Annotated in this window: 14 protein-coding genes; 4 read left to right on the top strand and 10 right to left on the bottom strand. The window is 69.2% G+C overall.

The annotated features are described in order from the left end of the window. The first annotated feature begins 80 nt into the window (after nt 1-80). Nucleotides 81-1,049, top strand: coding sequence for a DUF3616 domain-containing protein (locus tag AB0L53_RS18605; protein ID WP_363994893.1), 969 nt, complete (start codon nt 81-83; stop codon nt 1,047-1,049). A gap of 65 nt (nt 1,050-1,114) precedes the next feature. Here AB0L53_RS18605 and AB0L53_RS18600 read toward each other — a convergent pair whose 3' ends face one another. Together AB0L53_RS18600 and AB0L53_RS18595 are read right to left on the bottom strand one after the other, a co-directional pair. Next, the gene (locus AB0L53_RS18600) at nt 1,115-1,774 is read right to left on the bottom strand and encodes a peptidyl-tRNA hydrolase (protein WP_363994890.1); all 660 of its coding nucleotides are present in this window, start codon (nt 1,772-1,774) and stop codon (nt 1,115-1,117) included. Beyond that, the gene (locus tag AB0L53_RS18595; RefSeq protein ID WP_363994887.1) at nt 1,771-3,033 is read right to left on the bottom strand and encodes an MFS transporter; all 1,263 of its coding nucleotides are present in this window, start codon (nt 3,031-3,033) and stop codon (nt 1,771-1,773) included. Before AB0L53_RS18595 ends, AB0L53_RS18600 begins: the two co-directional genes overlap by 4 nt. A 71-nt stretch (nt 3,034-3,104) precedes the next feature. On the opposite strand from AB0L53_RS18595, the gene AB0L53_RS18590 reads away from it, so the two are divergent. Further along, nucleotides 3,105-4,052, top strand: coding sequence for a DJ-1/PfpI family protein (locus AB0L53_RS18590; RefSeq protein ID WP_363994884.1), 948 nt, complete (start codon nt 3,105-3,107; stop codon nt 4,050-4,052). Nucleotides 4,053-4,344: 292 nt separating this feature from the next. Here the strand turns inward: AB0L53_RS18590 and AB0L53_RS18585 are convergent, their stop codons facing one another. Genes AB0L53_RS18585 through AB0L53_RS18575 form a run of 3 tightly spaced genes read right to left on the bottom strand, consistent with a single transcriptional unit; the run spans nt 4,345 to nt 7,241 of the window. After that, nucleotides 4,345-5,109: a class II aldolase/adducin family protein gene (locus AB0L53_RS18585; RefSeq protein WP_363994881.1), complete on the bottom strand. Its 765-nt coding sequence runs from the start codon at nt 5,107-5,109 to the stop codon at nt 4,345-4,347. A gap of 27 nt (nt 5,110-5,136) precedes the next feature. Continuing rightward, on the bottom strand, nt 5,137-6,621 hold the full coding sequence (locus tag AB0L53_RS18580) for an FAD-dependent monooxygenase (RefSeq protein WP_363994878.1): 1,485 nt from the start codon (nt 6,619-6,621) through the stop codon (nt 5,137-5,139). Nucleotides 6,622-6,632: 11 nt separating this feature from the next. Then, nucleotides 6,633-7,241: a TetR family transcriptional regulator gene (locus tag AB0L53_RS18575; protein ID WP_363994875.1), complete on the bottom strand. Its 609-nt coding sequence runs from the start codon at nt 7,239-7,241 to the stop codon at nt 6,633-6,635. Between the two features lie 589 nt (nt 7,242-7,830). Between AB0L53_RS18575 and AB0L53_RS18570 the strand changes: the two genes are divergently transcribed. After that, a complete protein-coding gene (locus AB0L53_RS18570; RefSeq protein WP_363994872.1) occupies nt 7,831-8,463 on the top strand; it encodes a hypothetical protein in 633 nt (210 codons plus the stop codon). 76 nt (nt 8,464-8,539) lie between these two features. On the opposite strand, the gene AB0L53_RS18565 is transcribed toward AB0L53_RS18570, so the two are convergent. The 5 genes from AB0L53_RS18565 to AB0L53_RS18545 form a co-directional block, all read right to left on the bottom strand. Next, the gene (locus tag AB0L53_RS18565) at nt 8,540-8,986 is read right to left on the bottom strand and encodes a group II truncated hemoglobin (protein ID WP_363994869.1); all 447 of its coding nucleotides are present in this window, start codon (nt 8,984-8,986) and stop codon (nt 8,540-8,542) included. Nucleotides 8,987-9,051: 65 nt separating this feature from the next. Continuing rightward, nucleotides 9,052-9,576: a flavin reductase gene (locus AB0L53_RS18560; protein ID WP_363994867.1), complete on the bottom strand. Its 525-nt coding sequence runs from the start codon at nt 9,574-9,576 to the stop codon at nt 9,052-9,054. A gap of 117 nt (nt 9,577-9,693) precedes the next feature. Continuing rightward, nucleotides 9,694-10,440 (bottom strand): SDR family NAD(P)-dependent oxidoreductase, encoded by a 747-nt coding sequence (locus AB0L53_RS18555; protein WP_363994865.1) that lies wholly within the window; start codon nt 10,438-10,440, stop codon nt 9,694-9,696. A 61-nt stretch (nt 10,441-10,501) separates the two neighbouring features. Then, nucleotides 10,502-10,888: a hypothetical protein gene (locus tag AB0L53_RS18550; protein WP_363994863.1), complete on the bottom strand. Its 387-nt coding sequence runs from the start codon at nt 10,886-10,888 to the stop codon at nt 10,502-10,504. A 9-nt stretch (nt 10,889-10,897) separates the two neighbouring features. After that, nucleotides 10,898-12,058 carry an acyl-CoA dehydrogenase family protein gene (locus AB0L53_RS18545; protein ID WP_363994861.1) on the bottom strand — a complete coding sequence of 387 codons (1,161 nt, stop codon included), beginning with the start codon at nt 12,056-12,058 and terminating at the stop codon, nt 10,898-10,900. A gap of 268 nt (nt 12,059-12,326) precedes the next feature. Here AB0L53_RS18545 and AB0L53_RS18540 point away from each other — a divergent pair, with 268 nt between their 5' ends. Beyond that, the gene (locus AB0L53_RS18540; RefSeq protein ID WP_363994859.1) at nt 12,327-12,575 is read left to right on the top strand and encodes a hypothetical protein; all 249 of its coding nucleotides are present in this window, start codon (nt 12,327-12,329) and stop codon (nt 12,573-12,575) included. Nucleotides 12,576-12,580: the final 5 nt, after the last annotated feature.

The raw sequence follows: 12,580 nt of genomic DNA, 5'->3' as shown, positions 1-12,580 counted from the left end.
TCCCCATCGAGCACGATCGGGAGCGTACGACAAATCCCGCCATTCCGCTTATGAAGCGGCCGAAGTGTCATCATGGCTTCGTGGAACAGGTGGAGCTCCGATTCGACCCGGCCTCGCAAGCCTCCCAAACGCACACGAACCTCTCCGCGTTACGGCACGACGGCAGCGGCCTGTGGGTGGCCGGGGACGAGACCGCCACCATCGAGCATCTGGCCTGGACCGGCATGAACTACGCGGGTCAGCGCACCTTCCGGCTGGCCGACTACGTACCGCTGCCCGCGGGCCCCGACGACGAGGCGGACATCGAGGGCCTGGCCAGGGCCGACGGCCACCTGTGGGCCGTCGGCTCGCACAGTCTCAAGCGCCGCCGGATCAAGTCGGCCAAGGACCCGGCCAAGGCCGTCAAACGGCTCGCGACCGTGGTCCGCGAGGAGAACCGTTTCATCCTGGTACGCCTGCCGCTCGACCCCGCCACCAACGCCCCGCTGCCGGGCGCGATCCTCTCGGGCCGGGACAACATCGCCGCCCATCTGGAGGACGACCCGCACCTCGCGCCGTTCCTCGCGCTGCCCGGCAAGGACAACGGCCTCGACATCGAGGGCATCGCGGTGCTGGACGAGCGGGTCTACCTGGGACTCCGCGGCCCGGTGCTGCGCGGCTGGGCGGTGGTCCTGGAGATCAGGCCCGTCGAGGCCCACCCGGGCCGGCTGCGGCTGCGCGAGCCGTACCGCAAGCACTTCCTGGACCTGGGCGGGCTGGGCGTGCGGGACCTGTGCCCGTACGGCCGTGACGTGCTGCTGCTGGCCGGGCCGAGCATGAGCCTCGACGGGCCGGTGCGCGTGCTGCGCTGGCGGGTCCACAGGGCGGGCGAGGTGGTCGCGGCGGACGAGCTGGAGACGGTCGCCGAGCTGCCGTACGGCATCGGCTGCGACCACCCCGAAGGGCTGGCCGTGCTGGCGGACGGCAGGCTGATGATCGTCTACGACAGCCCGTCGCCCGCCCGGATCACCCCGGCGGGCGGCGTCCTGGCCGACGTGATCGAGATCTAGCACCCGTCACGACCGACTGAGATCTGGCGTCCGTCGCGACCGACCTGATCGAGATCTAGCACCGGTCACGACTGGGCGACCCGCCCGTACAGCCACGGCGCGTCGGCGACGAACGTACACGAACCCGGCTCGATCTCGGTGAACCCGGCGTCCCGCACCACGGGCAGCCCCGCGGCCACCTTCGCCTGGAAGTCGCCCGCCGCCGCGGTGCGCACCGTCACGGCCAGCCCGGCCGCCCGCCACGCGGCGCGTTCGGCCTCGTCGCTGGCCCACCAGGCGAGCTGGGCGGCGTGCCCGGCCTGGGCCATGGCCTTGCCCGCCGACATGGCGAGCCCGGGGTTGGCCCACAGGATCGGCGGCTCGGCGGGCGCGAGGTCGCCGGTGTCGGTCAGCTCGGTGCCCGACACCTGCAACCGGGCGAGGTCTCGGGGCCAGTCGTCGAGCGGCACGGGCGGGTGCACGCGCACCTCGGCCGTACGGTGCTCGATGGTACGGCCGGGCAGCGCCAGCGCCCTGCGCCATTCGGCGCCCCTGGCCCGGCGCACGACCTTGCGGATCTTGCCGGTGGACTGCCAGGCGTGCAGTTCCTCGCCCCACTCGCCGGGGTCGTCGAGCAGGCTCAGCACCGCCATCGCGGCCGCCTCCAAAGCGTCGGTACGCTCCGGCGGCGTCGCTCTCTCGATCCTGACCACCAGCGGCAGGACCATCAACTCTGCGTCACTCATCGCCCTTTAGCATGCCCGATGGCCAGGGACATGCCGGCGGCCAGGAGGCAGAGGGCGCCCGAGACGTACCAGGCCAGGTCGTAAGCGCCCAGGTGGTCGCGGGTGAGCCCGGCGCCCACGGCGGCGAACGCGGCGCCGATCTGGTGCGAGCCGAACACCCAGCCGAACACGACCGCGCCGTCCGCCCCGTAGATCCGCCGGCACAGCGCGACGGTCGGCGGCACGGTCGCCACCCAGTCGAGCCCGTAGAACACGATGAAGATCAGCATGCTGGGCTGGGTCGTGGCCGCGAACAGCCCCGGCAGCACCATCAACGACAGCCCGCGCAGCCCGTAGTAGACGCCGAGCAGGATCTTCGGATCCACCTTGTCGCTGAGCCAGCCGGAGGCGACCGTACCCGCGATGTCGAAGATCCCGATGACCGCGAGCAGCCCCGCCGCGACCGGCTCGGCCATCCCGTGGTCGTGCGCGGCGGGAATGAAGTGGGTGCCGACCAGGCCGTTCGTGCTGGCGCCGCAGATGGCGAAGCCGCCCGCCAGGAACCAGAACGCCCGGGTCCGCGCCGCCGACCTGAGCACCGTGAGCGCCCGCACGGCGGCGTTCTGCTGGACGGGCAGGGTACGGACCGTGCCGGGCTCCGCCCCCAGCGCCGTGGTGCCCACGTCCTCCGGATGGTCGCGCAGCAGCCACCACACGAACGGCACCACCGCCAGCGCGGCCCCCGCCACGGTCAGCGAGGCCACCCGCCACCCCGGTCCCTCGGCCAGCCGGGCGAGCACCGGCAGGAAGATCAACTGACCGGTGGCGCCGGCCGCGGTGAGCAGGCCGGTGACGACACCACGGTGCTTGACGAACCACCGGTCGGTCACCGTCGCCACGAACACCAGCGCCATGGACCCCGTGCCAAGCCCGACGAACACGCCCCAGAACAGCAGCAACTGCCAGCTCGCCGTCATCAGCACCGTGAGCCCGCTGCCGATGGCCACCAGCAGCAGCGCGAGCGACACCACCCGCCGCATCCCGAACCGGTCCATCAGGGCGGCCGCGAACGGCGCGGTCAGGCCGTAGAGCACCAGGTTGACCGACACCGCGAGCGAGATCGTGCCCTTGGTCCAGCCGAACTCCTCCTGGAGCGGCGTGATCAACACGCCGGGAGTGGCACGGAACCCGGCCGCGCCGAGAATGGCCACGAACGCGACGGCCGCGACGAACCAGGCCCGATGCAGCCGCCTGGACCGGGTGGTGGTGCTTATGGTCATCCGCTAATCCTGATTTATCCGCACCTATGGCCGCGAGTGGCCGGATAGCCAATATGTGAAAGAATTCGGCCATGGCCCATCGCGTCGCGGTCCTCGTTCTCGACCACTTCGCCCCTCTCGACCTGGGCGTTCCCGGCCAGGTCTTCTGGTCGGCGGAGTCAGCGACCGGCGAGAAGCTCTACGAGGTCGTCACCTGCTCCCCCGGCCGCCGGCCCGTGCGCTGCTCGGCCGGATACAGCGTCCTGCCCGACCACGACCTGGACGTCCTGGACACGGCCGACACGGTCCTGGTCCCCGGCATCCACGCGGGCCGCACGATGAAGGACGGCACGATCCAGCCCTACCTGCGCGACGCCCTGCACGGCCACAAGCGGATCATGTCGATCTGTACGGGGGCGTTCGTCCTGGCCGCCGCGGGCCTGCTGGACGGCCGCCCCGCCACCACGCACTGGCGCGAGGCCGCCCACTTCGCCGAACTGTTCCCCAAGGTCGACCTGGATCCCTCGGTGCTGTTCATCGACGACGGCGACGTTCTCACCTCGGCGGGCGTGGCGGCCGGACTGGACCTCTGCCTCCACGTGATCAGACGCGACTACGGCACCGAGGTGGCCAATCGGGCGGCCCGCCGCTGCGTCATGCCTCCCTGGCGCGACGGCGGCCAAGCCCAGTACATCGACCGCCCCTTCCCCGACCCGACGGGCACCAGCACCGCCCCGACCCGCACATGGATGCTCTCCCACCTGGACGAGCCACTCGACCTGGACGCCCTGGCCGGGCACGCGAAGATGAGCGTCCGCACCTTCACCAGACGCTTCCGCGAGGAGACCGGCCTGAGCCCGTCACGCTGGCTGACCAAGCAACGAGTCGACCACGCCAGACACCTCTTGGAGACAACGGACGCGGGAGTGGAGGAGGTAGCCCGCCGGGCGGGCTTCACCACCACGGTCTCCCTCCGCCAACACCTCCACGCCGCAGTCGGCGTCGCCCCACTGACCTATCGCCACACTTTCCGCCGCTAGGGCGGCGCCCGTTCTGGGCCCCTTCATTGGGCCCCAGCCACCACGGACGCGTTCTTCCCCATCCCCCGAAGGGGGTATCTCCCCAAGGACCCCAGCCACCACGGACCGTCACAGAGGCCGAGACGGCTGCCCGCAACGGAAGCCACAGCCAACAAGACGCACGTATCGGCGCCCGGCCCTGTGCGGGATCAGCGGGCGTTTTCCTGGAGGCCCTCAGCCACGTGCGGCGGGTGGCGGTGGGTGCGGCTTGCCGTAACGGATGGAAGGGTTTGTCCGGACCGCAAAAAGCGGGTCAGTCGAACAGGTCCGGTTGCTCGCGGGTGATCTGGTCGTGGAGGGGCTGGTAGTTGATCCAGCCGACCAGGTCGTTGCCGATCTGCTGGTGGGTCAGGGCCGCGTTGTCCGGCGAGATGGGCACCACCTGCCCGGCCGCCTGCGCGACGAGCTGCACCTGCGCCGAGCGTTCCATCGTGATGAACCACCACGCCGCCGCGTCCACGGTTTCACCCACCGTCAGCAGCCCGTGGTTGCGCAGCACGACGGCTTTGTTGCCGCCCAGCGCGGCGGCGATGCGCTTGCCCTCCTCCAGGTCCGTCACCACGCCCGTGTAGTCGTCGAAGAGCGAGACGTCCTCATAGAAGGCGCAGGCGTCCTGCGTGATCGGCTCGATGACCCGTCCGAGCGCCGACAGCGCGCGCCCGTAGACCGAGTGGCTGTGCGCGGCCGCCACCACGCCGGGCCGCGCCTGGTGCACCTGCGAGTGGATCGCGAAGGCCGCCTCGTTGACGGGGTAGCGGCCCTCGACCACCTTGCCCTCGTGGTTGACGAGGATCAGGTCGCTCACGCGCACGTGCTTGAACGACATGCCGAACGGGTTGACCCAGAAATGGTCGGTCAGCTCGGGGTCGCGGGCTGTGATGTGCCCCGCGACGCCCTCCTCGAAGCCCAGCTTGCCGAAGATACGCAGCGCGGCGGCGAGCCGCTCCTTGCGATGGCGCCGTTCCTCCTCGACCGTCTCGAACGTCGGCGGCAGGCGAAAGATCAGGTTCTCCGGCATGAGCCCTCCTCAGAGTCCGGGATCAGGTTAGCCGAACCAGGTTCTGACAGCCTCGTCCAGCGAGTCGTCCGGGGTGCCCGCCCAGGCCACGTACCCGTCCGGGCGGATCAGCAACGCATCGGCGGGCGGCGCCACGCACGTGGCCGTGACCACGTCGATCCGGCCGTCCCACACGTCCTTCCGAACGCTGCCCGCGAGGTCGAGCAGCAGCGGCCGCCCCTCCCGCATGAGCGTGGCGAGAGGCACCGGCTCCAGCTCCAGGTCGGGTACGAAGTGGCCGGTCAGCGGATGTGCCGGGGCGGCCATGGGATAGACGACATCCGCGCCCGACATGAGAGCAGATATCCGGCCACGTGCGCTCTTGTCGTGGAGCAACTCGCCGAACACCTCGCGCAGCGCCGTCACCTCCGGCCCCGGCGACATGAGCGCGAGCTGAGCCTTGCTGTGCATGGTGACCCGCTCGGCGGCCAGCCGGCGCTCCCGGTCGTAGCTGTCGAGCAGGCCGGGCGGCGCCGTGCCGCGTATCGTGGCCGCCAGCTTCCAGCCGAGGTTGGCCGCGTCCTGGAGACCCAGGTTCAGCCCAGGCGCCCCGACCGCGGAGTGCACGTGGGCGGCGTCCCCGGCCAGCAGCACCCGGCCCGCCCGGAAGCGGTCGGCCATCCGGGTGTTGCGCCCGCTGAGGCGGCGCAGCAGGTGCGGCCCCGGACCGGGCGGGGTGGCCAGCGCGATGTCGACGCCCAGCACTCTGGACAGGCTCTCGCGCAGCTCGCCGAGCGTCATCTCGACGTCCTCACCGGGATCGTCGCTGTCCCACTCGACGCAGCTGATCGTCAGGACCTCGGGGCTCACGGGCAGCAGGGCGTACGCGCCGCGCTCGGTGCGGTGCCAGGCGTAGAGTGCGGTCGTGCCCACGCCGGGCAGCTCCAGCTCGGCCCGGTCCATCCGGATCGTCGCCTCAGGTAGGACGACGTGGGCGGCCCGCGAGATGACGGAGAAGGCGTTCACACCGGGGAAGCCGATGCCGGCCTGCTTCCTGACCGTGCTGTGGGCTCCGTCGCAGCCGACCAGGTAGCGGGTGCGCAGTTGCTCGCCGCCATCCAGTCTGAGCGTCACGCCCGCCTCGTCCTGGGTGAACGAGGTCAGCTCCCGCCCCCGTCTGATCTCCACGCCCAGCTCGCGGGCCCGATCCTCGAACAGCTCCTCCAGGCGGGCCTGCTTGATGCCCATGGCGTACAGCGTGTTGCCCTCGATCTCGGCCAGGTCGAGCGGCAGCGCGCCGAACAGGAACATCGGGATCGGCCGCGGCGGCTCGGCGACATCCAGAAAGCGCCGGTAGAGGCCACGCTGGTCGAGCAGCCTGACGACCTGCCCGACGATGCCGTTGGCCTTGGGCGCCTGGCTCCGCTCCGGCAGCCGCTCCAGCACGATCGGCCGGACTCCGGCCAGGGCCAGCTCACTGGCCAGCATCAGCCCGTTGGGGCCACCACCGGCGATGACGACGTCTGCGGTCATTGGGGCTCTCCTTACGCGGTTGGGTCGGGCAGGCCGGTGGCGAGTTGTCGCATCGCCTCTTCGATCAGGGGGAGGAGCGGCACTGCGGGCTCGACGAGCAGCCAGTGGCGGACGGCGGTCTGCGTGGCCGTGATCACCGCCGTGGCGACCAGCTGCGGGTAGAGGTCGCGTTCGTGGTCGGTGCCGGTGCGCTCGGCGACGGCCGCGGCCAGCTCGGCGTCGGCGGAGAAGAGCACCCGCAGCGACTCACCCTCCATGGCGGGCGCGCTGGTCAGCAGCCGCAGGGCGGCCCGCATCTCGGGGCTGGGCGCCTGCGTGGTCCGCTCCGCGTTCTCCCACGGCGCCAGCATGGCCCGCGTCACCGCCTCCCACAGCGGCTCGCCCGGCGGCCTGTCGCGCAGCACCTGTGCCGAGTGCCTGGTCCGGTCGACGTGGCGGGCGGCGAGGGCCTCCCACTTGCTGGAGAAGTAGTTGTTGAACGTCCGCGGCGACACCCCCGCCGCCTCGGCGATGTCCTCGACCCGCACGTTGTCCAGGCCGCGCTCCATGGCGAGCTGGAGCGCGGCGGCCATCAGAGCGTCGCGGGTCGCCTGCTTCTTTCGTTCGCGTAGCCCGGTCATGCCCCCAGACTACAGAATTTTGCCGACTCAGCAAGTTTTCGCGCTCCGCAATTTTCTGTCGCCCCTCCAGCACGGCGGAGTGCCTGCCGATCAACACCCCAAGCCCTGAGCCAAAGGCCCATCTTCCGCCACAAAGGATTCGGGAAAGGGCCTTCCCGAACACCAACGTGAATAAATCTCACCGCCACCGTCCATGTCACACTCGGCACTCCCGGCATTCCCAAGGACATAACCACCCACCTACCTCGTCCTTTGGCAAACGCGAAGAGAACACGCAATACTCTTGCGATCTTCAGCTAGGATCAGGTGACGGTTCATTAAACCGCCCCGAGTTACGCTTTATAAGCACATGGGCGAACTATGCACACATTGCCTTGATGTCCATTTTGTTCGCATGTGCAGGCGATCGACAGAAGAATGAGACAGGCGCGCTAACCAGCTCGGCCGCTTCGGAGTTGGCGCCTGGGGCCCGAACAGCCAGTCAGTACCACTACGAAGATCGAAAGGCAGCCTAGTGGCCATCACCCCCCGATGCCTTGGGACACCAAGGAAAGAGAATCTCGGGCCGACAAAGCTCCACCGCGAGCAGTTGACGCAGCTCGCCAAGATATTCGAGCAGACCGGCGTCTATTTCAGCATCTGGACCGACAGCAACTACCTCGTGTACGAGTCCGACTCGTCAGCGGACATCGCCGACCTCGGCTCGAAGATGACCCCGACGCTGAAGATGGTGCGAATGGTCCGGCGCGACCCCGTGAACAGCGACAAGATCATGGAGTTGACCCTCTCCTCGGGGACGGCTCTGCTGCTCCGCTACCGAGTGGACGAGACGGCGAACGACGCGGCCAGGATCAGGGAGATCTGCAACGAGAAGAAGCGGACCTGGGCACAGTTCGCCCATATCCCCGGCCTGGCCGTCGGCACCCTCGCGGCCATCGTCGGCGCGGCCATCGCGGGCCGCTTCCTCGGCTCGTTCTCGGGCCCGGTGTGGTGGAGTCTGCTCCCGGTCACGATGGTCCCGCTGGTCCTCGGCCTGGGCTTCAAGTACCTGTGGAAACGGCTCGGCGCCGGCCTGACTCAGGCGGTCATCGTCAACGTTCCGGAGGGCTCGCAGGGCGGGCTGCTGTCACGGAAGCGCGATGACCTGATCGTCGCGGTGACCATGTTCGCGCTCAGTACGACCACCAACGTGCTGTTCACCCTGCTGTTGCAGCACAAGTAGGGCTCCCGGAACTTCCCGCCCGGGCGAGGGCCCTGGGCGGGAAGTGCCGGGAGCTCCGATTGACGTGGCGGGGAAACTAGCCCGGCTCGGACCATCCCCACTGCGGCACCTCTCGGAGCGGGTGGAGTTGGTCGTCGGTTTCGGCATGGGAGTTCTGCATCGCCACCTTCGACCCGAACTCCACATGCGACCGCAACGCCTCCCGGAAAGGCGCGTCTTCCGGGAGTCCGGCCTGATCGGCGGCCGCCATGTACAGCTCGACGAACCGCTGCCGCTGCGCCTCGCTGATCCCCAGCCCACGGTGCGCGTCGATCAGCCTGGAAAATCCACCCATTTCCCTGGAGAATGTGTCGGGACCGCCGAAGGTCTCGGCCGTGAAAGCCGTCAGATGTGTCACGTGATGGGGAAGTCCTTCGCCGAACAATGGCTGGAGCAGCGGGTCGGACAAGACACTTCCATAGAAGATGTCGATGAACCTGTGGAGCCCTTCTTGGCCGCCTGCGTGCTCAAAGAGAGTTTCCATGATTACATCATTACACCATCAATCGCCCAAGCGCTAGGTAGCTCCCGACGCCGGGGCGCGATCCCTCAGCAGGCCATCGGCGAGACGGAGTCCAGGCGATGGAAGCTCCGGTTGAAGTAGACGAGACTCGGGCCGCCCTTCCGGGTACGGACCTGCTCGATCTCCACGAACAGCACGCTGTGCGACCCCATCGGCTTGCAGTCCTTCACCACGCCGATGACGGCCACTAACGCGTCCTTGAGCACCGGCACGCGCTGTCCGCGATCCCAGACGTTCCAGGTGAACCGTTCGGCCATGGAGACCTCCGTCGCTCCGGCGAAGTGCAGCGCCAAGTCCTGCTGGTCACCGCCCAGAACGTTCACGCAGACCCGGCCGTTGGCCCAGAACACGTCGTGCATGGCGCTGCTGCGGTTGAGGCAGACCAGGATGGTCGGCGGGTCGTCGGTCACCGAGCAGACCGCGCTGACCGTGATGCCGCAGCGGCCGTTCGGACCGTCGGTCGTCATGATGTTGACGGCCGCGGGCAGATGCGCCATCGCCTCCCGGAAGTCGGCCTGCGAGGGGGTCTGATCGGGTTCTCTGACGGTCACGGCTTTGCTCCTCTCCGCCTTCGTCTTCCGTCTTCCGTCTTCCGTCTTCGGATGAGTCCGCGCATGTGGTGGGTCAGCGCATGTACAGGCCCGCTGTTGGCATCCCATTCGGGTGAGTCAGCGCATGTAGAGGCCGCCGTTGGCGTCCCAGCACGCGCCGGTGACCGTGTCCGCCCGCTCGGAGGCCAGCAGCGCCACCATGTCGGCGATGAACTCGGGGCGGCCGAGCCGCCCGACCGGGATCGTCGCCTCGATCCGCGCGAGCTTGTCCGGGGCGACGCTCTCGCGGACCACGGGCAGGTCGAGGATGCCCGGCGAGACGGCGTTCACCGTCACGCCGCGCGGGGCCAGCTCGCGGGCGAACACCTTGGTGAGCGTGGCCACGCCGCCCTTGGCCGCCGCGTAGTGCGCGCCCGTCGCGGTGCCGCCGTTCTGCCCGGCGAGCGAGGCGATGTTGACGATGCGTCCATGGCCACGCTCGGCGAAGTAGGCGCCGAGGACCTGGCAGCCGAAAAATGTCCCGTCGAGGTTGGCGGCGACCACCGAGGAGAAGCCGTCCGGCTCGATGTCCATGAGCGGCTCGACCTTGGAGAATCCGGCATTGTTGACCAGGACGTGGATCGCACCCCAGCGCTCGACGAGAGCGTCGCGCGCCCGTACGAAGGCGTTCTTGTCGCGTACGTCCAGGCCGAGCCCGATCGCCGACCCTTCGTCCGGGGAGAGCGTGGCCGCGATCTTGGCCGCCGAACGCTGGTCGAGATCGGTCACCGCCACGCGGTATCCGTCGCCGTGCATACGGGCCGCGATGCACGCGCCCAAACCGCGCGCCGCTCCCGTCACCAGCGCCACACGAGGAGAGCTCACACCAGCCGTCCCGACGCCGTCGCACTGTCCTGGCCACCGCCGAAGCGGCCGATCTTCCCGGTCATCGCGCGTCCCACTCGACGACGTCGGAGGGAACGGGCAGCGGGCGGCCGAGACGCGCCTCGATCTTCATGTACCGCCAGAGGCCGTGCTCGCCGACCTGCACGGTACGGAACAGGTTGCAGGCCGCGGCGACCGTCGCCTGCTCGGGCACGTCGGCCAGAACGTAGGAGGTCCAGGGCCAGGACGCGGACGGACCGACCATGTGCCGATCGTCATCGAAGGTGCCGAGAACGGTCACACCAGGCAGCTCCGACAATTGCCTCAGCATGCTGACGAAGCCATCCCAGACCGGGCCGGCCTGTCCGGTCGGCAGGTCGAAGAAGTTCTGGTTGACGCCGATGCAGAAGAGCACCCGCAGGCTTTCCGGGGTGGTGGGCTGGGCCATGAGGATTCCTTAGAGATAGCCGGGAAAGGGCGGTACGCCCATGAGGACCGCGCCGGCGCCGTCGTACATGCCTTCCTGGAGGAAGGCGTGCTGCGGGACCACCGAGGCGTCGCGCAGGTAGCGCTGCATCGGGCTGCCGTCGGCGATGGCCGGGATGCCGCTCAGTTGATAGGCCGTACGCACGACCTCGAAGGAGGTTCTGGCCAGGTGGGCGGAGGCCAGGCGTAGCAGGCTGGCCTGGTTCGCGGTAGCCGGGTCGCCGGCCAGAACTGTCTCGTACACCTCGTGGGTGATCTCGTAGAAGAAGGCGCGCGCGGATCGCAGGTCGGCCTCCGCCCTGCCGACCGAGATGCGGTAGGTGGCGCGATCGGCCGGCTTCGGGGCGCCTGTGTAGCCGCCGCGGCCGCCATTGCGGATGACGTGGTCGAGGGCGGCGCGGGCGACGCCGAGGCCGACGACCGCGAGCACCTGGGACGCGTACGGGACGGTCGGGTAGCGGTACAACGGCTCGTCCACGGTCGATCGGCCCCCGCGCACGAACGTCCACTCAGGGGGGACGACGACGCCGTCGACCTTGAGGTCGTGGCTGCCGGTGCCGCGCAGTCCGATGACGTCCCAGTTGTCGACGATCTCCACCTGTCCGGGGCGCAGCAGGGCCGTCAGGGGACGGCCGGCCTGCTGCTCGCCCGCGGTGATGCCCACGCCGAGGATGTCGGCGCCCATGCAGCCGCTGGCGAACTTCCAGCGGCCCGAGACCTGATACCCGCCCTCGACGATGGCGGCGGGCTGCACCGGGAACAGGCCGCCCGCGAAGACGACGTCCGGCCCATCGGCGTACAGCTCGGCCTGCGTCTCCAGCGGCAGCGCGGCCAGGTAGACCAGCGCGGACCCGAAGCTGGCGACCCACCCCGCCGAGCCGTCGATCATCGAGATCCGCTCGATACGGGCGAGAAAGTCGGCCGGCGGCAGCGCGTCGCCGCCGAAGCGCCTGGGGGTGCTCGCCCGGTAGATTCCCGCGCGCTTGAACTCGGCGATGATGTCGCCAGGAACGTGGCGTTTCTCATCGAATTCCGCTCGCCGTTCGGCCACTTTGACCAGGACCTCGTCAAAGGCGAGTTCTTTCGCCGAATGTGGACCGGCAGAGGCCGGGGAATCCAACGTCCGCGCCATGGTAATTTCTCCTCGCATTGCCGGTCAGCAGGGCCTTCCGCAGTGATCTCACGCTATGCGCGCCGAGATCGGCCGACAATTGGGAATTGGTTGGACGCCCTAGGGGATTTCCTTAGTCCACGCGCGGGGCGTTCCATCCAGCGCCGCAGGGGAGGCTGCCGCCGGGCGGCACCCCGATCAATATATGACCCACATCACACTCAAGTCCTGTCAGGAACCGGGGCGCTGTCTCGCTCAAGAGGCACAAGCGAACCGACAGGAGCAACACATGAAGCACCGCATCGTCGTCCTCGGCGCCGGCTATGCCGGGGCCTACGCGGCCGGGAACCTGGCCCGCCGCCTGTCCCCCGCGGACACCGAGATCACCGTGGTCAACGCTGAGCCGGACTTCGTCCAGCGGCTGCGGCTGCACCAGTTCGCGGCCGGCCACGAGATCGAGACCCGGAAGCTCGCCGACGTCTTCGCGGGCACGCCTGGACACCCTGGGCAGGCGGGGCGAAGGCGGGAGTTCGCGTAGCCGCC

Origin of the sequence: Nonomuraea sp. NPDC052129, assembly GCF_040680095.1 — a bacterium.
Lineage (GTDB): Bacteria > Actinomycetota > Actinomycetes > Streptosporangiales > Streptosporangiaceae > Nonomuraea.
The sequence above is the reverse complement of the archived record's forward strand: the minus strand, read 5'-3'. Positions and strand labels throughout refer to the sequence as shown.

Bases quoted from the DNA above. Each gene is read 5' to 3' on its own strand.
- AB0L53_RS18595 (WP_363994887.1), bottom strand. From the start codon at position 3,033: ATGACCATAAGCACCACCACCCGGTCCAGGCGGCTGCATCGGGCCTGG.
- AB0L53_RS18565 (WP_363994869.1), bottom strand. From the start codon at position 8,986: ATGGAAACTCTCTTTGAGCACGCAGGCGGCCAAGAAGGGCTCCACAGG.
- AB0L53_RS18580 (WP_363994878.1), bottom strand. From the start codon at position 6,621: ATGACCGCAGACGTCGTCATCGCCGGTGGTGGCCCCAACGGGCTGATG.
- AB0L53_RS18590 (WP_363994884.1), top strand. From the start codon at position 3,105: ATGGCCCATCGCGTCGCGGTCCTCGTTCTCGACCACTTCGCCCCTCTC.
- AB0L53_RS18545 (WP_363994861.1), bottom strand. From the start codon at position 12,058: ATGGCGCGGACGTTGGATTCCCCGGCCTCTGCCGGTCCACATTCGGCG.
- AB0L53_RS18600 (WP_363994890.1), bottom strand. From the start codon at position 1,774: ATGAGTGACGCAGAGTTGATGGTCCTGCCGCTGGTGGTCAGGATCGAG.
- AB0L53_RS18575 (WP_363994875.1), bottom strand. From the start codon at position 7,241: ATGACCGGGCTACGCGAACGAAAGAAGCAGGCGACCCGCGACGCTCTG.
- AB0L53_RS18540 (WP_363994859.1), top strand. From the start codon at position 12,327: ATGAAGCACCGCATCGTCGTCCTCGGCGCCGGCTATGCCGGGGCCTAC.
- AB0L53_RS18585 (WP_363994881.1), bottom strand. From the start codon at position 5,109: ATGCCGGAGAACCTGATCTTTCGCCTGCCGCCGACGTTCGAGACGGTC.
- AB0L53_RS18550 (WP_363994863.1), bottom strand. From the start codon at position 10,888: ATGGCCCAGCCCACCACCCCGGAAAGCCTGCGGGTGCTCTTCTGCATC.